The following is a 19,449-nucleotide window of genomic DNA, read 5'->3' as shown; positions in this document are numbered from 1 at the left end:
CGGGTCCCGTGAACGCCGGGCGAGTCCGTGCCCGCTCTCACATCATCCCCTGTCCCTGCCGCGCTGGAGCAACCGGCCCGTGTCGGGGCGACAGCCCCGGCCGCCGATGCCGTCTGCCCGCGCGCCTTTCTCGACCGTGTGCCCGATCCGAGGGATCGCCGGGGTCGTTGGCGTTCGCCCGCCTCGACCACCCAGGCGCCCGTCAGGCCCTCCACGTCGTGCGCCGGCGCCGCGTCCTGGGCACCGGCAGGCCACCATCGAACGCGTTCACCTGATCACCGGCCTGCCGCCGGACGCGGCCGACGGCGCACGGCTCGCCGCCTGGATCCGAGGCCACTGGCACATCGAGAACCTCCCGCACCACGTGCGTGACCGCACCTTCCGCGAGGACGACTCCAAGATCCGCACCAGGCGGTCGCCCCGGACCATGGCCGGCCTGCGCAACCTCGCCATCAGCGTCCACCGTCAAAACGGCCGCACCAACATCGCCGCAGCCCTCCGCCACATCGCCCGCGGCTACCACCGCCCGCTGTCAGCCCTCGGCCTCACCTGACGAACCTGGACGGACCGCATGCGTGCAAAGCCCCTGTACCCATATCCGGGGATTTCAGGCGGTGCCCATCCCCGCCCAGCGCTCATGGGCGGCTTGCTTGCCATGTCGGCAGCCGCGCCCTCTTCTCGCTCGGCGACGACAGCCCGGGTAGTGAGCCGTCCAGCCTTTTCGCAGCGCCGGAGCATGGTGGTGCGGTCGCCGGCAACTCCGCTCTTTCTGGATGTTGCGCTCCGGGGCGTTCAATATCTGTGCTCGCGGGACAAGAGTTTGGCGGGCTGTGCGGTGAGGATTCCTGCCGCGGTGAGCGGATCGGAATTACTCACCCGACGAGGGCCGTTGCGGCATGCTACTGTCGATCTCAGTTGCAGTTGTGGTTCCCACTTCAAGTGCCCCTGCTCGGCTTCTGCCGGCGGGAGCTTCTTTGTATTTCCGGTCATTTTCCGGGCGGGGTAATCATCGCGGCGACTCGGCGTCCGTGCAGTGCGGACTCCGACGTACTGCCCCAGAGGAGATATGACATGGCTACTGGTACCGTGAAGTGGTTCAACGCGGAAAAGGGTTTCGGCTTCATCGAGCAGGACGGTGGCGGCCCCGACGTGTTCGCCCACTACTCGAACATCGCCGCCCAGGGTTTTCGTGAGCTGCTCGAAGGCCAGAAGGTGAACTTCGACATCGCGCAGGGCCAGAAGGGTCCGACGGCCGAGAACATCGTTCCGGCCTGACGCTGACGCGCAATCTGTAGCTGGGGCCCGCATCCTACGGGGTGCGGGCCCCAGCTACACGCGTTTCCCGCAGCGGTTTCACCGACGGGCAACGCGGAGAAGCCGTAGTCCCGCTACACACAGGTCTCCGTTCAGGGATGCAGACGTCTCCTGAAGGATCACATACAGCAATCGGTGCCCGGATTTTGCATCCCGCGTCGCACCACCTGTTCCAGCACCTCCGCCCGCATGGTTTTCCGCCGGCCGGATGTGCTTTCTCTTGCCATCGGTCCATACCTGCGATTCTCCATGCCGCTCATCGCTGCGGGGATTCCTTGATATGCACCGCATCGAGGAAGGTTCCGCATGAACCGCACCCGCACGAACGACCGCTCCGCCCGCACCCGTAGCAGCAGCTCTGCCGCCGGAAAGGGCGGCAACCGCTTCGGCCCGCCGGCACCGCGCCGTTCCGGCAGGCCGACCCGTTTCGGCGTTCACGGCAGCCGGCCCGCCGCAGCGCAGGGCGAGTTCGCCCTCCCCAGGACCATCACCGCCGCGCTGCCCGCCGTCGAGAGCTTCGCCGATCTCGACATGTCCGAGCACCTACTGGCCGAACTCGGCAGGCAGGGCGTGAGCGTACCGTTCCCCATCCAGGGCGCGACGCTGCCGAACTCCCTGGCGGGCCGTGACGTCCTGGGCCGCGGGCGCACCGGTTCCGGCAAGACCCTCGCCTTCGGCCTCGCTCTGCTCGCCCGCACCGCTGGACAGCGTGCCGAGCCCCGCCGGCCGCTGGGGCTGGTCCTCGTACCCACGCGCGAGCTGGCGCAGCAGGTGACGGATGCGCTCACTCCGTACGCCCGCTCCGTCAAGCTGCGGCTGGCCACGGTGGTGGGCGGGATGTCGATCGGCAAGCAGGCCGGCGTATTGCGGGGCGGGGCCGAGGTCGTCGTCGCGACCCCGGGCCGCCTCAAGGACCTCATCGACCGTGGCGAGTGCCGACTGAACCAGGTGGGTATCACGGTGCTGGACGAAGCCGACCAGATGGCTGACATGGGATTCATGCCGCAGGTCACCGCGCTGCTGGACCAGGTGCGCCCCGAAGGCCAGCGCATGCTATTCTCCGCCACCCTGGACCGCAACGTCGACCTGCTGGTGCGCCGCTACCTGACCGATCCGGTCGTGCACTCGGTCGACCCGTCGGCCGGTGCGGTCACGACGATGGAGCACCACGTCCTGCACGTCCACGGCGCCGACAAGCACGCCACCACCACGCGGATCGCCGCCCGCGACGGCCGCGTGATCATGTTCCTGGACACCAAGCACGCCGTCGACCGGCTCACCCAGGACCTGCTCGACAGCGGGGTACGGGCCGCCGCGCTGCACGGCGGCAAGTCGCAGCCGCAGCGCACCCGCACGCTGGCGCAGTTCAAGACCGGGCACGTCAGCGTGCTGGTGGCGACCAATGTCGCGGCGCGCGGCATCCACGTCGACAACCTCGACCTCGTCGTCAACGTCGACCCGCCGACCGACCACAAGGACTACCTCCACCGCGGCGGCCGGACCGCCCGCGCCGGCGAGTCCGGCCGTGTCGTCACCCTCGTCACACCCAACCAACGCCGCGCCATGGTCCGCCTCATGTCGGACGCGGGCATCCGGCCGCAGACCACCCAGGTCCGCTCGGGCGACGAGGCCCTGAGCCGGATCACCGGCGCCCAGGCCCCGTCCGGCATCCCGGTCGTCATCACCGCACCGGTGGCCGAACGGCCCAAGCGCAGCGCCTCCTCCCGAGGCCGAGGCCGACGCCGCCCCGCATCGGCGACCCGGCGCACCCCCGTACGCAACTCCGTCGTCGACGCGGCGGCCTAGAACCTTCGTGCTCAGGAAGCCGTCCCATCTCTGCAGGAGACACCTTTTGAAGCTGGTTCGCACACAGCCCCGCCCCGCGATCGCCGACCCGACGCACAAGAAGGCGCCCGAGGCCATGGACCCGGCCGGACCGCAGGTCTGTGACGACATGAGCGTCGAGGTGGCACTGTCCGTCATGGCCGCCGCCCACACCGACCGACTGGTCGTCTGCGACCAGGACGACCAGCGCACCGGCCTGGTCACCCGGCCCGAACTCGCCGCCGTCCGCGCCGGTTCCGCCTACACGGACCGCGTCCGCCTGCGCGACATCCTCGGCGACCACGCGCCGCTCCCCTCACCCGTGACCACGAGGGCGCAAGCCGAGCACGCGATGCGCACCCACCGGCTCGGTGCCCCGCCGGTGGCCGACGAACAAGGCAAAGCACTGGGCGTCCTCGCCCTCCCCCGCTGAACCGCCTTCCCTCCGGCCCGACTGTTCCTCCCTTCTTCCTGCGAGGTCACGTGCGTTGCGTCATCGCCCGCCTCCCCTTCGAGCTCACCAAGAGCGGCGTGCTGGAATCGGTGGGGGCATCGAACCCGAACCGGGCACCAGGGCGTTTGTGACCATCGGCCGCCGCCGCTGTCCCGCCAAGCAGGTCGGCCAGGTCATCACCCGCCAGGACCGCCGTGACCTCACCGCCGGCGGTCCTGGCCGGTGACGACGCAGCTCGGCCTCACCTGCCACGCCCTCTCCGAGACCGCACCCGTACGCCGCCTCAGCCCGCTCCAGCAGGCCTCCGCGATACTCGGCACCCCCACGCCTGTCTGACGGGGGCAACAGGCACACGCAGACATCTGGACAGCAGTAGGGGACCGACCGGAACGCGCCGGTCGGTCCCCTACTACGGGCAACAGGTGCCCATCGCAGCGGTCGCCCAGTGCTCACAACAGTTGAAGTCGCCCGTGATCCAGGCGCTGCCGTCGGCGATCGCGCCGCGGTACATTCCGCCCGTCCCAAAGATCCCGACCATGCCCCGCAGCATCCGGACGAGATGAAAGCGCAGACGAGCGGGCGGACCTTTCTCCTTCGCGAGCGTTCGCGCATCACACGAACGCCTCGGCACGCCGGCCGTCGCCCCGGCTGCACACATCACTCGCAGCTGCCTCGGACACCACTTCCGCCAAGGCCCCTCGCCCGACCCGGACGAGGCATCCACCGAAAACGGACCCACTGCCCTCCAGAAATACCTCGCACCACGTGCAGGTTGCGGAAGGACTTTCGCAAACGGCGACCCGCGGACCGCGATCCCCCAGGGCTCTCGCAGATGAGCCTCTACGAGAACGACGGTGTCTGACGTCCGTGACCACAGGCCGCTCCCGGTTCAAGGACCTGGGAGGACAGGGCTGCCCGGAACGCCGTGCGTTGCGGACCGCATGCGCGGGCGACAGTCGCGAAGCTCCTGGGGGAGATCGATCCGGCTCCCCGTCTCAATCCGCGGCAGGCGGGTTCGGCACGTCGGCGGTGCGGCGGTACTCGGCGTTGAGGCGCTGGGCTTCTTCGAGTTGGTCTTCGAGGATGATGATGCGGCAGGCGGCCTCTACGGGCGTGCCCTGGTCGACGAGTAGGCTGCCGACACGGCGGCTCCGATCGTCTCACCTCGACCGCCACCAGCGCCCTGCACCCACTGCGACGGAGCAGGCGGTTGCTGAAGCCGGCCGCCGCCGACGATCACCGCTGTCCGCTGTCCGCCGTCCGCTTACCGGACAAAACACCCCATATCCGGTCGTCCCGCAACGCGGTCGGCCCAATCCGTGGCGCCGCTCCCAGCAGGTCACCCTGCCCGCACCGGACGGCTGCTCCGCCTTCACCGGCAGAAGCCGACGCCGCCCATGGCGCAAAGCCCACGCGCATTCCTGCGCCGAGCCGCGCGGTGTGCTTCGCTTCCTTCGAAGCGGTCCGGTGACATGGAGCACGGGGCCGCACATACAAGGTGACCGGACGGGACCGCCGCGCCACAGGGGTTCCGAGGGACGCAGGAAGGGACACAGGCATGCCCGTGCCGCCGTTGCCGTTCTCGCCGCCCCTCGGCGGACGGCTGGCCGGGTGGGGACTCGGACGGGCCGGCCGCCACGTCCTGGCGGCCGCCTCCTGGCTGACCGGACCGCTGACGAGCCCGTCGACTCTCGACGACTACCTCGGCCTGGTCGACCCGCTGCTGTCCGCCCGGCATCCCGCCGGCCGCATTACCGCCGTGCGGGCGGAGGGACCCGCCGCGGCCACCCTCACCATCCGGCCGGGACGAGGCTGGAGGGGGCACCGGGCCGGGCAGTACCTGCCGGTGGGCGTCGAGATCGACGGCGTACGGCACTGGCGGACGTACTCCATCACCTCACCGCCCGGCCTGCCGGGCGGCCCGGTCACCCTCACGGTGAAGGCGGACCCGCGCGGACTGGTCTCCCCCCATCTCGTGCACCGCACACCGCCCGGCACGGTGCTGCGCCTCGGCCCGGCCCAGGGGAAGTTCGTACTAACGAGGCCCCTGCCCGCCCGGATGCTGTTCGTGACGGCAGGCAGCGGCATCACCCCGGTCCTGGGCATCCTGCGTACCCTGGCCCGCGGTCGCACCGGCGGTCTCGACGTCGTGCTCCTGCACAGCGCGCCCGAGCCGGACCAGTGCCTCTTGCGCACCGAACTGACCGGCCTGGCCTCCAGGTCCCCATGGCTGCGACTCCACCTGATCCACACGCGCACAGACGGCCGGCTCACCCCGGAGCGCATCGTCGCGCTCTGTCCCGACTGGCGACGGCGGGAAGCCTGGGTGTGCGGTCCGGCAGGACTGCTGGACGCGGCGCAACGGCAGTGGGGCGCCGCCGGTCTGCGGGAGCGGCTGCGTATCGAACGCTTCCGCCTGATGCCCGTGCTGCCGCCGCGCGCCGGTGCCATGGGCGGCCGGGTGCGGTTCGACCGCAGCGGCATCGAGGCCGACGCGTCCCCGTCCGATCCACTGCTGGTGGCCGGCGAGAAGGCGGGCGTGGCGTTGCCCTACGGATGCCGCATCGGCGTCTGCCACGGCTGCCTCGTCCCGCTCGTCGACGGGCGGGTCCGCGATCTGCGGACCGGAAAAGTGCACGGTGAACCGGGCGAACTGATCCAGACCTGCGTCAACGCGGCCGCAGGCCGGCTCGTCCTCGACGTCTAGGCCCTCCCGGGAGGACTCCATGACCGCAACCGCCCCGACCGCCGCACCGGCGGCACCCGATGACCGCGCCGCGGAACTGGGCGCGGAACTCGACCGGCTCCGCGCCGAGATCGTCGCCGCCCGAGGGGCGGACGACGCCCGCTACATCCGTACGGTGATCGCTGTCCAGCGCGGCCTGGAGACCGGCGGGCGGCTCGCCCTGGCCGTCTCGCTGTTCCCGCCCGCCTGGTGCGCGGGCACCGCGATGCTCACGACCGCCAAGATCCTGGAGAACATGGAGCTCGGCCACAACGTCCTGCACGGCCAGTGGGACTGGATGGGCGACGCGGCGATCCACTCCACCACCTGGGACTGGGACTTCCTCACCCCCGCCGACGCCTGGAAGCACACCCACAACCACCTGCACCACGCCTACACCAACGTCGTCGGGCGCGACCGTGATCTCGGCTACACCATCCTGCGGATGAGCCCCGAACAGCCCTGGCACCCGGTGCACCTGCTCCAGCCGCTGTACGCCGCCCTGCTCGCCCCCGTCTTCGAGTGGGGCATCGCCCTGTACGACCTGGAGGCCGACGCGGTGACGGCCGGCCGCAAGAGCGTGCGGACCCTCCTGCGCGACATCGCCGGCCTGGCCCGGAAAGCGGCACGCCAGACCGCCAAGGACTACGTCCTCTTCCCGCTCCTGGCGGGCCCCTCCGCCCTGCCCTGCCTGCTGGGCAACCTCGCCGCCAACAGTCTGCGCAACATCTGGGCGCACACCGTCATCTTCTGCGGCCACTTCCCCGGCGACGTACAGACCTTCACCGAGGAGCAACTACAAGGCGAGAGCCGCGGCCAGTGGTACCTGCGGCAGATCCAGGGCTCGGCGAACATCGAGGGCGGCTTCCTCTTCCACGTCCTCACCGGCAACCTCAGCCACCAGATCGAACACCACCTCTTCCCCGACCTGCCCAGCAACCGCTACGCCGAACTCGCGCCCCGGGTACGGCAGCTGTGCACCCGGTACGGACTCCCCTACGTCACCGGACCGCTGTGGCGCCAGTACACATCGATGTGGGGACGCATCCTGCGCCACGCACTGCCCTCGCGCCTCCTCCCGGCGCACCGGGACGACCCCGACAAGGGCTTCGCGGCCGTCGTCGACGACCCGCTGGCGGCAGCAACGGCCAGCGGCACACTGCACTGATGCCGCGGGGGTACAGGAGGACACAGGTCTACCCGTGCGTCGGCGCACCACCCCTATCGGCGCGGCGCAGTGCTGCTTGCGCGTCGCGCAGTCTCTCCTCGTTGCGCTTCAGCCGGGCCTGGCTGGCGGCGAGCAGCTTTTCCGCGCGGTTGATCGCCTCCACGCTGTGGTTCAGACAGGCGATAGTGCTTTTTGCGAGCTGGTCCGGCTGCCGGGACCGGTGTACGTTCAAGGCGCTTTCGCGCCGGTCGGCGAGCTGCTCGCGCTGGTCGGCCGCGCGCTCACGCCGGCCGACGGCGGTGTCACGCTCAGCCGCGGCACGGTCGCGGCGTTCGGCTGCGGCCTGTGCCGTACCGGCCGGACGGTAACGGTCCGGTCCGTGCCCGGCCTGCCCACTCCTGCCGGGTGCTGAGCCGTCATGGGCCGGGACGCTGGAAGCACGGCGGGGCGCGGTGGTGAGGGCGCAGTGTTCCGTGACGGCTTTTTCGTACTCGATGGCCAGTTGCTCGCGTTCATCCCGCGCCCGCGTGCGGTCCAGCGCCCTTTGGCTGCGTTCCAGCCGGGCCTGGCCGGCTGCGAGGGCGGCCCGCTTGCGGCCGATCGCCTCATATGAGCGCTGGTGCTGGCCGGGCGCACCGCGGCCCGCAGCGCGGTCGTATCGATCCGCCCTCGGCTCTCGCGCATCGAGACGGCTCTCGCGCCGGTCGGCCTCGGCCTCCCGCTCATCCGCGAGTGTCTCCCGCCGGTCCGCCTCGGCTTCACGGGCATCCGCCAGGGTCTCGCGCCGATCAGCTCCGCCCTGCCAGATGTCAACCGGCCGAACCACCGAGCGCAGGAATCCAGCGGCGCCCGGGCCGAACCGACCGGCACCGGCCCAACCGGGCGGCTCAGACACTGGTACCGGCTTGCTGCTCATCCCTCCAGTGTGCTGCACCACCCATTGCCATGGAACACCCCTGTCCTTGGCCGATCACGAACCCGGCCGGATCCGCGCCGACCCCGTGCTCTGCGACGCCCCGGGCCGACCGCGACGAATCTCAGGCCAGGCCCTGTGCACCCCTGCCAGCGGAACCGCGAGGCCGCAGCCGGCCGCCCGCGCTGATCCACGTCGGCCCCGTCAACGACGCCATGGGCCAGGACCCGGTCCACGGCTGTGCCGTCTCCCGAAGCGCGCCCGGCTGCGCGCCATCGCCTCCCTGCTCGACTGCGAGCTGAACGACGCCACCGTGCACACGTACCTGCTGCTCGCCCTGCGCGCCGCCGACGGCGCCGCCCCGCACCCCGATGCGCGTCTGACCGACCCGCCCGCCGGTCCGCTCGACGTCAGAGCGGAAGACCTGCGCGCATGAGCGGCCCCGCGCCCACAGCCGACACCACCCCGCACAGTGTCCTGGGCACCCGCGGCCTGGACCGGCGGTATCTCGGCCGGCCCCCGGCCTCGCACCCCAGGCCGTACTTCCCCTTCGTCGAGCGGCACGCCCGCGAACCGTTGTCACGACCCCAAGCGTCCGTACTGGACATAGGCTGCGCGAACGGTGCGTTCCTGCACTTCCTGCTAGGCCGTCACCCCGAACTGGCCTGCACCGGAGTGGACACCCTACCGGAGCTGGTGCGCTGTGCGGCCATGCACGTACCCGCGGCGAACTTCCGGGCGGCGGACGCGAACCTGGCACAGACACTGCCCACCGGGCCCTTCGACGTCGTCACCATGCTCACACTGCACAGCCACTTCGATGGAGGGCCTCGGCTACGGTGGTCTCGCTCCCTACTTCCTGCGCCGCTGGTGCCAGCCGACCTGTCTGAGCGGCCTGGCCCTGCCGGGGGCGAACGCCCCGCGCGGGGGAACCCTGTTCGAGATCGGCTGCGGGGCAGGCCATTTCCTGCGCGACTGGGAACAACGCTCGGGCCCGGCCATCGGATCGGACCTGGTCTTCTCCCACCTGTGGCCGGCCCGGATGTTCACCGCGCCGCGTGCCCGGCTCGTGTGCTTCGACGCGCGAGGCCCGTTCCCGCTGGCCGGCGGAGCCTCGGACGTCTGCTGCGCGTACGACAGCTTCCGCTACCTCCCCGACAAACCACATGCCGTGCGGGAGATGCACCGCATCGCCCGGGGCGGACGGATGCTGCTCGGACATGTCCACAACGCCGAACGCGACAACTTCTCCCCCGGTCTGCCGTTGACCGTGGACAGTTATGTCGCCGCGGTCGCACCACACCCGTGCTACGACGACACCGCGCTGACCTACGCGGCCCTGCACCGTACCGCAGCCGTCCCGGAGCGGCCTCCGGCGCTGCGCCGGGCCGCGGCCCTGGCCTTCGTCCACGCGCCCGACGGAGCGGCGGCCCCGAGCGGGCCCTCCGGGTGGTTCACCACACCCCTGCCCGGAGCACCGCTGCGCGTCAACCCACTCATCCAGGACGACGGACCACGGTGGCCGAACGAGAAGTTCGCGGCAGGGTTCGCCGAAGGCCGGCCCTACCTGCGCGAACTCGCTCGTCCGACGGAGGAGGAGATCGCTGCGGCTCGCTCGGGCACTGCCGGCTCCCGCCCCGGCATCGACCGTCTCGCCGCCCGACGTGTCCTGCTCGACCTGCCAGAAAGGTGGCTTCGCCATGATCACACCCACTGAGACCGCAGTGCGCGCCACAACACCTCCACGCGTCGCCCCCGACACGCTGCCGGCCTCCTGCCGCAGCGCTGCGGACACACGGATCCACGCCCGTCGGTTGCACGTCGGCGAGGAGGTCGTTCCAGGGGCCGGCGTAGCCGGTGTCGTCCGGAGTGCTCGCTCGTGGGCGGTCGGGCTGCGGTGTCCGAGGCTGGAGCGGCGCCGGACAGTGTTGCGGCAGTGCAGCCGGCGGAACGGCGGCCCGCCTTCCACGGAATCCCATGTCCCGCCTTCAACCGGCGCTACCCCGTCGAAGGCGGCGACCCCGACCTCCAGCGCCGACGGCACCACCGAGGCGGAAGACCGGGCAACCGGACGGCGGCCTCGCAGGCGACCGGAGCCCGCCGCCCGGATCCAGTTCCGCAGCGTCTCCGCGCCGACCTCCGGTTCCGCAGCAATCTGCTCGACCGCCGACGCGTACAGTGCGACCGCCTCCGTCTCAAACCCGGCACAGCAGTGCTTCACGACCACGATCCGCCCGTCTCTCGGGCCCCGGGACCCGCTGTCCCAAGTGCCCGGGATCAGGGGTGAGGGCCCAGCCTGTCCGTCGGGCCGATCCGTCCGGCGGACGGGCCCGCCTCGGCCCTGTCCGTCGTCCTGCGCCCTCCAATAGGTGGGTGAGCCATTCACTAACCACCCGATTGCGCAGGGCAAGCCGGCGCTCCCTGGGGAAGCCCACTGGTGTGCCCTGTAGTGGGTCGGCACCGCAGACCCGCGGACGGCCGAAGTGCCGCCCACGCTCCCGGCACCACCCGGCACAGCAGTTCCCCCCAAGGCAGAGGAGATTACCGTGGTTGCACCTGTGACGATCGATCACCGCTCGGCCGGCTACAGCGTCGAGCGCGCCTACTGGCTGGCACTGGCCTCGGACCTGGCGTACAAGGACGAGGCCGCCATCGACGCCCAGGCCCGGCAGTGGGGCTTCGGCACCGTACGGCATCACGAGACGCGCTTCACCCCGCCGTTCCCGCTGCAGGACACGCAGGCCTACACCATGGCCGGCAACGACACGATCGTCACCGCGTTCCGCGGCACCGAACCGAAGCAGATCAAGGACTGGCTGTCGGATGCCACCACTCCGCCCAGGCCGGGGCCGGGCGGCACCGGATACGTCCACTACGGCTTCGCCGAGGCACTGGAGTCGATCTGGCCCGCTGTGCGAGACACCCACGCCGAACTGCGCGGCGACAACCAGAGAGTGTGGTTCACCGGGCACAGCCTGGGCGGGGCACTGGCCATGCTCGCCGGTGCGCGGATGTACCTGGAGGACCCGCGCCTGGCCGCCGACGGCGTCTACACCTATGGCCAGCCCCGCACCTGCGACCACGTCCTGGCCGAGGCCTACAACAAGGGCTTCAAGGACCGCATGTACCGGTTCGTGAACAACAACGACATCGTCCCGCAGATGCCGCCCGCACCCGCCTACACCCACGTCGACGCGCTGCGCTACATCGACTCGCACAGCAGGGTCCGCGAAGCGATGCCCATGGCCGGCGGGTTGCTCGACCATGCAGCAGGACTCACCGCCGATCCGCTGGCCCCCTCCAGTGACGGCATCCGCGACCACTTCATGCGCAGCTACCTGACCGCACTGGAGAAGAACCTGCACTGACTCCGGGCCCCGCGCGCGAATCCACCACCAGACACCGACCACGCCCGAACGGAGCCGCTTCACGGAAGCAGCACGACGCTGAACGTCCTCTTCATCCCCCGCACCCCCTCCGACCCCGAGCGGACTCGGATCGGCCTGCAAGAAGAACACCGGGCCGTCGACGGCCCCAGGCCCGTGAGCACTTCACCATCACACTGTGCTTCCTGCACCAGGCAAAGGCCCTGCGTCTGGCCGTTGCGGCAGCCGCCATCGGCTCGCGCACCCGGTCATGGGAAAACGGTCTTTCTGCTGAGCAGTTTCGGCGCCGCCCAGCGACACCCGGCCACCGGCATCGACAACGCTGAGCCCGGCCTGGGCACGCAGGTGGCGCCCGGGAGACACAGCCGCAGAAGCGGCAACCGGCCGCAGATACCGTGTCGGCGCCTGGGCACACCCTTGACCGGAGCGCCTCTGCCCGTACCCATGCGACCAGGCTGTTTGCCCATGATGCGGTCCTTTGCGCGACGCATATGAAACGCCCTGTTCCAACGACGAGTTCGGCAGTTTCCTGACAGTCGCCCGGCTCGTGGCCACGCTGGAGGGGGAACGGCACTGCCCCTGCACGCCCTGACCGAGGAGAATCCCGCCTGGAGTGCCCCCGCTTGCGGGGGAGAGTCCCGATCCGCTGCGCACGATGGTCAAGACGTTCGCCGACGCACTCATGTCCGCCGAGGCCGACACCCTCTGCAATGCCGCAGACGGACAGGTCAGCGACGACCGCGTCAATCAGCGCAACGGCTGCCGCCCGCGCGAGTGGGACACCCGGGCCGGCACGATCGAACTCGCCATTCCCCAGCTGCGCTCCGGCAGCTGCTTCCCCACCTGGCTGCTGGAGCGCCACCGCCGGGCCGGACAGGCCCTGCTCCCGGTGGTCGCCACCGCCTACCTGCTGGGCGTCTCCGCCCTCCCCCGCAAGCGGGGGCACCCCCGTTCGTCGAGAAACTCGCCAAGAGCCTTGGCGTCACCCAGTTGTCGAAGTCGCAGGTCAGTGCGGTGGCCAAGCAGCTGGACCGAGCAGGTCACGGCCTTCCGCAACCGCCCCCTGGACGCCGGCCCTACACCTTCGTCCGGGTCGACGCCCGGCCCCGGAAGGTCCGCGAGGGCGGCCGCAAGACAGGCGTCCACGCGCTGGTCGCGGTCAGTGTCAACGCCGACGGGCACCGCGAGATCCCCGGCCCGGACATGGTCTCGAGCGAGGACGGTGCCGGCTGGCCGGTCTTTCTGCGCTCGCTGGTCGCCCGCGGCCTGTCCGGCGTCCGTCGGTGACTGTCCGAAAACCACAGGCTGGTCCAAGGAGCTGCGGTGGCCGGCGACTGGCTGGGGGAGCGGGTGCGGAAGAAGGCGTGCACCTGTCGTCAGCACCGGGCCCGGTGGTGGCGGTGAGCGGTTCGGGCCGGGCGACAGCTCGGTGATCACCCGGCCCCAGCGGTTCGAGCCGTTCCTGCTCGCTTCCGGATCTTCTTGCCTGGGCTACGGTTCTCGGAGACCGGGTGGACACCGAAGACGTTGACGCCTACGCCGCCATCGCCCTCAGTCCCAGATCTGCTCGCCGAGCACCGACAGAAATGACAGTTGCGCACCGGCGCCGGATCCCGGTCGCGGGCGGAAGACGACGAGACGGTGGCCGGTGGCCGGGCTCAGGACGACGTCGCACTGCAGGTCGAGCTCGCCGGCCTTCGGGTGCCGGATGCGTTTGGCCGAGGAGGTCAGCGGCTGGACCTCGAGTTCTGCCCAGAGGTCGCGGAACTCCTGGCTCTGTTGCAGCAGGTCCTTGACCAGTTCGTTGCCGAATCTGTCCCGTGCCGGCCGGCGGGCCAGTCCTGAGCGCAGGTCCGCGGCGTAGGCGCGGCCGATGGCCGCGTGTTCCTCCGGGACGTTCAGGGCGCGTGAGGACGGGTCGGCGAACCAGCGCCAGGTGACGTTGGAGGCGAAGCCCGGCAGCCCGGTCCAGGTGCCCAGCAGTGCCGTGGCCGCCTGGTTCTGCGCCACCACGGTCAGCAGGTCGTCGGTGATCTGGGCCGGGGTCTCGGGCAGGGCGTCGAGCAGGAACAGCATCGCCGGGTCGATGTGGGCGTGGGCCGAGTGGCGTGACGGCGGCTCCTGACCGGCCAGGCGGAACAGGTAGTCCCGCTCGTCCAGGGACAGCCGCAGGGCCCGGGCCAGACTGGCCAGGGTGGCCGGTGAGGCGTTGGTCAGCTGTCCCCGCTCCAGTCGGCCGTAGTAGTCGGGAGAGATCGCGGCCAACGAGGCCACCTCCTCCCGGCGCAGTCCGGGAGTGCGCCGGCGCCCGCCCGAGGGCAGACCTGCGTCCTGGGGCGACAGGCGCTCACGCCGATGGCGCAGGAATCCGCCCAGCGAATCGCTTTCCGACACCAGCTACCTCGATTCGGTGAGAAGTCCCGGACCGGCGGACCGGTGGGCCCGAAGGGAAGTCCGAGAGGAACAAGTACAACCCCTGCTGTCGGCACCAGGAAGGGCAGGGTTGTCCAGGGATGTGCACTCCCCCGGACAATCCGGTCAAATCGATTTCAAGCACTGGCGGGGCGCGGGCCGGTACGGCGCCGTTCCGCGCGGTCGGGCCGGTCGATACGGGCCATGTCGCCCGGGCTCAGCGCGAAGTCGTCCCACGCCAGGTCCTCCCGGACGCGGGACTCCACACCGGCGTTGGGCGGGGCCATGTCGCCCCGCCGCAGATGCCGGCGCGGGATCACCTGGGCGGGTGAACGCCCGAGTTCCCTGGCCACCGCTGCGATCACCCGGTCACGCAGCAGGGCCTCGGCGTCCAGGGGCGACCACGCCTGGATGGCGATGCCGAGTTCGGCTCAGTACCGGAGCAGGGCATTGCCGGGCAGGTGCGGGTGTACCTCGATCCGGTTCACGGCGGGGCGGATGCCACCGTCGCGCAGGATGCGCCCCAGATGCGCCTGGTGGAGGTCGGAGACGCCGACCGAGCGCAGCCGGCCGTCAGCCCGGGCTTGAGGACGTTGACCCCGTCCCACATGCGGTGGCCCGGTTCGGAGGCGCGGACCGTGCCGTCGGGGCCGAGGGCGAGGCCCTGCACGTTGCGGTGGCCGGAGGAGTGGAGGGGGGTGTCCGGGTCCGGGGTGTCCTCCGGAACGCTTCCGTCGGGCCGGATCCGCAGGACCTTGCCGTCGAGGGAGTCGTCATCGGCGGCGTTCTCCGGCTCGAACGCGTCACCGGTGCCGATCCAGAGGTTCCCGTGCGGGCCGAACCCGATACGTCCGCCATGATGCCGCTCGGCACTCTGGATGCCGTCCAGGGCCACGTCTTCCACGGTGAACGAGCGCAGGTCCTCGGCCGGGCGCAGCCGTAGCGGCCGGCTGGCGGGATCGGCCGAGGCGAACCCGTAGACGTTGCGGTCCCGCTCGAAGGACGGCGAGACGGCGACACCCATCAGCCCGCCCCCGGCCCGGGGCATCACGCCCGGACGCTTTCTCCTGGTGCAAGAACTTGTCCGGATCTGTCCAGCAGAGAATGATTCCGGCGGGCCTAGTGAGGTGGTGCACCCGGAGCCGTCCGCTCGGCCCGCCGTCGCCCTGAGGGGTCAGGAGCGGTAGCGTCCGGCCAGAACGTTGAGCACGTCCTGGTAGCGGCCCTCGGCCACCGCGTTGCGCTGCCACTTGGCCCGCTCCACCAGGATCTGGTCGGCGTCGCCGTCCTTCTCCAGCAGGGTCATGACCTCCTCCAGGAACTCCTGGAGCGGCATCGCCACGGGCGACTCCTCCTGGTTCATCAGCGTGGTCCGGACCGCCGGCGGGACCAGCTCGATGACCTGGACGTTGCTCTTCTCCAACTGCACCCGGATCCCCTCGGTGAAGGAGTGGATCGCCGCCTTCGTGGCGTTGTAGGTGGGCGTGGCCGGCAGCGGCACGTAGGCCAGACCGGAGGAAACCGTGACGATGGTGGCCTTCGGGCGCTTCCGCAGCGCCGGCAGGAACTGGTAGATCAGCCGGATCGGGCCCAGCAGGTTGGTCTCGACGGTCTGCTCGGCGACCTGCAGGGAGCCCTCGGTGGCGAGGTCCTCGGGCAGCATGACGCCCGCCATCGTGATCAGCGTGTCCAGCCCCGGGTGACGGGCCAGAACGGTCTCGTACGCCTCGGCGATCGAGGCGGGACTCGTGGTGTCGATCACGACAGTGTCGATACCGGCGTGCTGGGAGCGAATGTCGTCCAGCAGTTCGGCGCGCCGACCGCCGACGATCACGGTGTTGCCCTTGGCCTGCAGGCGCAAGGCCAGGCCGAGCCCGATGCCGGACGTGGCGCCGGGGATGAAAATCGTGTTGCCGCTGATGTTCACAGATGCTCCTGATCAGGGTTTTCGGTGCGATGCGTTCAAGTACACCCGGCGGCACCGGACGCAGGAAGGCCAGGCTTTTCCAGGGATAACCACTCCCTGGCCATGCATGTCGATCAGCTGACCTGATGACGCGGTCGAACGCGGCCTCGGCTCGGGCACGGCCTGCTGACGCCCGGGACAGAGATGGGAACGTCGTGGATGCCGGCCGGCCGCTCTCGGCCCCCGAGCGGACCAGCCGCACCGCCACGGCGATCGACCAGCACGCCGGCCTCCACGTCCTGGGCGCCACCCTGTACGCCCTGGCGAGTGGCGGCCCGTCGGTTCCCGGCGGTGAGCGCTGCGGGATGTCCGCACCACCGTGCCGGTCCCGCTGATCGACCTGGTTCCGGCGGTCGGCAGGGACTTCTCCGATGTGGTGGCCCGACTGCTGGAGAAGGACTCCGGCCGCCGGTACCGGAGCGCCGCCGGCCCGGCCTACGACCTGAGTCAGCCGGTGCGGGGGAAAACCCCTGCACCGGCTGGCTGAGCATGACTGCCCCGAGCGGCTTCTGCAGGTCTCCCTGGTCGGCCGCGCCCGTGAACAGCAAACCCTGCGGGCGGTGTTGTCACGTTGTTGGGTGTGCGAGGGCCTGATGGCACGCCAGGACGTGATCGGCTGGGGTGGCCGGCCCGGGGTCAGGCCGTCGCAGCCGCGCCGCCGACTCCGGTGATGTGGTCCCAGGCGGTGAAGCGGAGGGTCGTCTCGGCTCGGTGGTCGGTGGCGGTCCTCAGGTGGCGGTCCTCAGGTGGCGGCGGGGCCAGACAAGCGGTGAGATGCCGCTGAACGCGGACAGGAACCGCTGCGCCCCGCCCACCGGGCGGAAGCCCTTCATCGCGCGCTCACGCTGTCTTGGCGCGCTCACGCTGTCTTGTCGGCTGGTGGCTGTTCTCCGCCCGGGCGTTCAGACCCTTGTGGGAGCGGTGCCCGACGGACGGCATCACCTCGCGGCGAGCCGCGCCGTAGGAGCGGAACTCGTCGGTGGCGACCACTCACGGCACCGCACGCGTCCTCTTCATCAGCCTGTGCGAAGACGCCTGGCCGCGACCTTGTCCCGGCGGGACCGAACGAGTGTGTCCAGCACCGTCCCGTCCTGGTCGACGGCCCGCCACGGGTGCTTCCGTTCCCCGTCGGCCTTGATGAAGACCTCGTCCAGGTGCCATGTGTCCCCGGGACGGGGCTGTCGGCGGCGCAGCGTGTTGACGTACTGCTGTCCGAACTTCCCGCACCACCGCCGGACCGTCCCGTGCGAGACGATCACACCGCGCCGAAGTGTCAGCTCCTCGACCTCACCAAACGACAACGGGAAGCGGAAGTACAGCCATACGCAGTGGGAGATGACCTCGACCGGGTACCGCTGCCCCTCGTACGACGGCGACGCGTCCCCCACAAACGCCTCCTCCACGTGATCGATCCGGAGGTCATCCCACCCGGTCAGCCGACGTGACAATCCCTCTCGGGGTTCTTCAGAGGGCTGGGACGGTGGATGGCAGGCGTGCCTGTGCTGCGGGAAGCCTTGTCGATCGGCCCTGCTGAAGCCGGGAACGGCAGCGCTGTCCGGTGTGTCGCAGGACCCGGTGCTGCGCGGTCTTGACGGACTGACTCCCTTCGGCGGAGTTCGTGCAGCCGCCGGTGCGGATGCGGGTCGTCGTGCCCGGTGTCCGTCAGGCGACGGGGCCGAGGGTGAAGCCGCCGTCGGCCACGATCTCGGAGCCGGTCGCGAAACGTGCCCGGTCGGAGGCGGCGAACAGGATGAAGTCGGCGATCTCCTCCGGGGCGGCCCGGCGGGGTACGGCCAGGTCGTCGACGGGGACGAGTTCGGTGCCGTCGGGGCCGTAGGCGAGGGGGGTCTCGATGATGCCGGGGTGGACGGCGTTGACGCGGATGTTGTCACGGGCCAGCTCCTTGGCGGCCGCGCGCATGAGGCCGCGCAGCGCCCACTTGCTGCTGCTGTAGGCGACGAGGCCGGGGGCGGCCGCGAGCCCGGCGATGGAGTTGACGTTGACGATCGCGCCGCCGCCGGCTCTGCGCATCGACGGGGCCGCGGCGCGGATGCCGAGCAGGGCGCCGGTGAGGTTGGTGTCGAGCACGCGCCGGAACTCCTCCAGCGGGATGCTCTCCGTGGTGCCGACGCGCAGGTAGGCGGCGTTGTTGACCAGGATGTCCAGTGGTCCGAAGCGGGCCTCGGTCCGGGCGATCGCTTCGGTCCAGTCGGATTCGTCCGTGACGTCGAGCCGGACGCCGAGGGAGGGGCCGCCGAGGTCGGCGGCCAGCTGGTCGGCGCCGGTCCGGGCGGCGACGACGGTGTTGGCGCCGGCCCGGGCGAGGCGGGTGGACAGCGCGGTGCCGAGCGCGCCGGTGGCTCCGGTCACCAGAACGGTCCTGCCGGTGAAGTCGAACATGGGAGACGTCCTTTCAGTGGCCGGCGAGGCCGGTGGCGGGGACGGTGTCGTCGGCGTCGGTGGAGTGGGCCAGGGCACGTCCGGCCTCCAGGGCCTGGAGGCGGTCGCGCAGGGCGGCGGTCGCCATGGCGTAGGCGTCCGAGCCCAGCGTCAGGCGGAACGGCGCCTCGATCTGGTCGGCGGAGGCGATGATGGCGTCCGCGATCTTCGCGGGGTCGCCGGGTGCGGGCAGCGGGGGCAGTTCGCCGGACAGGACGGCGCGCAGCTGCCCCGAGGGGCCGTCGGCGTACTCGGGCAGCGGGGCGCCCAGGACCGCGCCGGTGCCGCCGAAATTGGTGCGGGAGACGCCGGGCTCGACGACCGTGACGCCGATGCCGAACGGCGCGAGTTCGGCGGCGGCCGACTCCCAGAAGCCCTCGATGCCCCACTTGGTGGCGTGGTAGAGACTCATGGCGGGAAAGGCGACCTGGCCGCCGATGCTGGCGATCTGGATGTAGCGTCCGCCGCCCTGGCCGCGCAGGTGCGGGACGGTGGCGCGGACGAGCTGGATCGAGGCCGTGAGGTTGGTCGCGATCTGCGCGTCGATCTGCTCGTCGGTCAGTTCCTCGGCGGCCCCGAAGAGCCCGTAGCCGGCGTTGGAGACGACGACGTCGATCCGGCCGAGGCCCGCGAACGCGCGGTCCACGACCTCGCGCAGCGCGCTGGTGTCGGTGACGTCCAGGCGGGCGCGCCAGAGCCGGTCGCCGTGCCGGGCCGCCAGGTCGTCCAGGGCCTCCGGGCGCCGCGCGGTGGCGGCGACCCTGTCCCCCCGGGCGAGCAGCTGCTCGGTGAGGTGACGGCCGAAGCCGGAGGACGTGCCGGTGATGAACCAGGTGCGAGTCATGGAT

General features: G+C 70.9%; 16 protein-coding genes and 5 pseudogenes. 12 read left to right on the top strand and 9 right to left on the bottom strand.

Annotated features, from left to right (window positions below):
- Positions 1-364 precede the first annotated feature (364 nt).
- From IE271_RS12430 to IE271_RS12410, 5 genes and pseudogenes are all read left to right on the top strand, one after another.
- Positions 365-553, top strand: a complete 189-nt coding sequence (locus IE271_RS12430) for a hypothetical protein (RefSeq protein ID WP_190190301.1) — start codon at positions 365-367, stop codon at positions 551-553.
- A 518-nt stretch (positions 554-1,071) separates the two neighbouring features.
- Positions 1,072-1,275 carry a cold-shock protein gene (locus IE271_RS12425; protein WP_190190300.1) on the top strand — a complete coding sequence of 68 codons (204 nt, stop codon included), beginning with the start codon at positions 1,072-1,074 and terminating at the stop codon, positions 1,273-1,275.
- Between the two features lie 345 nt (positions 1,276-1,620).
- A complete protein-coding gene (locus IE271_RS12420) occupies positions 1,621-3,120 on the top strand; it encodes a DEAD/DEAH box helicase (protein WP_190190299.1) in 1,500 nt (499 codons plus the stop codon).
- Between the two features lie 46 nt (positions 3,121-3,166).
- A complete protein-coding gene (locus tag IE271_RS12415; RefSeq protein ID WP_190190298.1) occupies positions 3,167-3,571 on the top strand; it encodes a CBS domain-containing protein in 405 nt (134 codons plus the stop codon).
- A 50-nt stretch (positions 3,572-3,621) separates the two neighbouring features.
- Positions 3,622-3,928: pseudogene (locus IE271_RS12410) on the top strand (SCO5918 family protein).
- Positions 3,929-4,587: 659 nt separating this feature from the next.
- On the opposite strand, the pseudogene IE271_RS41940 reads toward IE271_RS12410, so the two are convergent.
- A pseudogene (locus tag IE271_RS41940) lies at positions 4,588-4,722 on the bottom strand (MerR family transcriptional regulator); the annotation flags it as partial.
- 428 nt (positions 4,723-5,150) lie between these two features.
- Between IE271_RS41940 and IE271_RS12405 the strand changes: the two are divergent.
- Positions 5,151-6,299 (top strand): ferredoxin reductase, encoded by a 1,149-nt coding sequence (locus IE271_RS12405; RefSeq protein ID WP_190190297.1) that lies wholly within the window; start codon positions 5,151-5,153, stop codon positions 6,297-6,299.
- Between the two features lie 19 nt (positions 6,300-6,318).
- On the top strand, positions 6,319-7,485 hold the full coding sequence (locus IE271_RS12400; protein WP_190190296.1) for a fatty acid desaturase family protein: 1,167 nt from the start codon (positions 6,319-6,321) through the stop codon (positions 7,483-7,485).
- A 28-nt stretch (positions 7,486-7,513) separates the two neighbouring features.
- Here the strand turns inward: IE271_RS12400 and IE271_RS12395 are convergent, their stop codons facing one another.
- On the bottom strand, positions 7,514-8,401 hold the full coding sequence (locus IE271_RS12395; protein ID WP_190190295.1) for a coiled-coil domain-containing protein: 888 nt from the start codon (positions 8,399-8,401) through the stop codon (positions 7,514-7,516).
- Positions 8,402-8,711: 310 nt separating this feature from the next.
- On the opposite strand from IE271_RS12395, the gene IE271_RS43290 reads away from it, so the two are divergent.
- The 5 genes and pseudogenes from IE271_RS43290 to IE271_RS12375 all read left to right on the top strand — a co-directional run bounded on the left by IE271_RS43290 (position 8,712) and on the right by IE271_RS12375 (position 13,071).
- Positions 8,712-8,834, top strand: a complete 123-nt coding sequence (locus tag IE271_RS43290) for a hypothetical protein (RefSeq protein WP_268256188.1) — start codon at positions 8,712-8,714, stop codon at positions 8,832-8,834.
- Positions 8,831-9,205 (top strand): annotated as a pseudogene (locus tag IE271_RS43935) (class I SAM-dependent methyltransferase); the annotation flags it as partial. The gene IE271_RS43290 and the pseudogene IE271_RS43935, both read left to right, overlap by 4 nt.
- Positions 9,206-9,218: 13 nt before the next feature.
- A complete protein-coding gene (locus tag IE271_RS12385; RefSeq protein ID WP_190190294.1) occupies positions 9,219-10,115 on the top strand; it encodes a methyltransferase domain-containing protein in 897 nt (298 codons plus the stop codon).
- A gap of 829 nt (positions 10,116-10,944) precedes the next feature.
- On the top strand, positions 10,945-11,766 hold the full coding sequence (locus tag IE271_RS12380) for a lipase family protein (RefSeq protein WP_190190293.1): 822 nt from the start codon (positions 10,945-10,947) through the stop codon (positions 11,764-11,766).
- A gap of 673 nt (positions 11,767-12,439) precedes the next feature.
- Positions 12,440-13,071: pseudogene (locus tag IE271_RS12375) on the top strand (transposase).
- A 264-nt stretch (positions 13,072-13,335) separates the two neighbouring features.
- Here IE271_RS12375 and IE271_RS12370 read toward each other — a convergent pair.
- The 7 genes and pseudogenes from IE271_RS12370 to IE271_RS12340 all read right to left on the bottom strand — a co-directional run bounded on the left by IE271_RS12370 (position 13,336) and on the right by IE271_RS12340 (position 19,445).
- Positions 13,336-14,178 carry a helix-turn-helix domain-containing protein gene (locus IE271_RS12370; protein WP_229919287.1) on the bottom strand — a complete coding sequence of 281 codons (843 nt, stop codon included), beginning with the start codon at positions 14,176-14,178 and terminating at the stop codon, positions 13,336-13,338.
- A 155-nt stretch (positions 14,179-14,333) separates the two neighbouring features.
- Complete coding sequence (locus IE271_RS12365) at positions 14,334-14,561, bottom strand: hypothetical protein (RefSeq protein WP_190190292.1); 228 nt, start codon at positions 14,559-14,561, stop codon at positions 14,334-14,336.
- 119 nt (positions 14,562-14,680) lie between these two features.
- Positions 14,681-15,247 (bottom strand): PQQ-dependent sugar dehydrogenase, encoded by a 567-nt coding sequence (locus IE271_RS12360; protein WP_268256187.1) that lies wholly within the window; start codon positions 15,245-15,247, stop codon positions 14,681-14,683.
- Positions 15,248-15,370: 123 nt separating this feature from the next.
- Positions 15,371-16,123 carry an SDR family oxidoreductase gene (locus tag IE271_RS12355; RefSeq protein WP_190190291.1) on the bottom strand — a complete coding sequence of 251 codons (753 nt, stop codon included), beginning with the start codon at positions 16,121-16,123 and terminating at the stop codon, positions 15,371-15,373.
- Between the two features lie 675 nt (positions 16,124-16,798).
- Positions 16,799-17,550, bottom strand: a pseudogene (locus IE271_RS12350) (IS6 family transposase).
- 274 nt (positions 17,551-17,824) lie between these two features.
- Positions 17,825-18,562: an SDR family NAD(P)-dependent oxidoreductase gene (locus IE271_RS12345; protein WP_190190290.1), complete on the bottom strand. Its 738-nt coding sequence runs from the start codon at positions 18,560-18,562 to the stop codon at positions 17,825-17,827.
- Positions 18,563-18,575: 13 nt separating this feature from the next.
- Positions 18,576-19,445: an SDR family oxidoreductase gene (locus IE271_RS12340; RefSeq protein WP_190190289.1), complete on the bottom strand. Its 870-nt coding sequence runs from the start codon at positions 19,443-19,445 to the stop codon at positions 18,576-18,578.
- Positions 19,446-19,449 lie beyond the last annotated feature (4 nt).

The sequence above is a fragment of the Streptomyces minutiscleroticus genome, assembly GCF_014650875.1.
GTDB lineage: Bacteria > Actinomycetota > Actinomycetes > Streptomycetales > Streptomycetaceae > Streptomyces > Streptomyces minutiscleroticus.
This window is presented reverse-complemented; position numbering and strand designations above follow the sequence as displayed.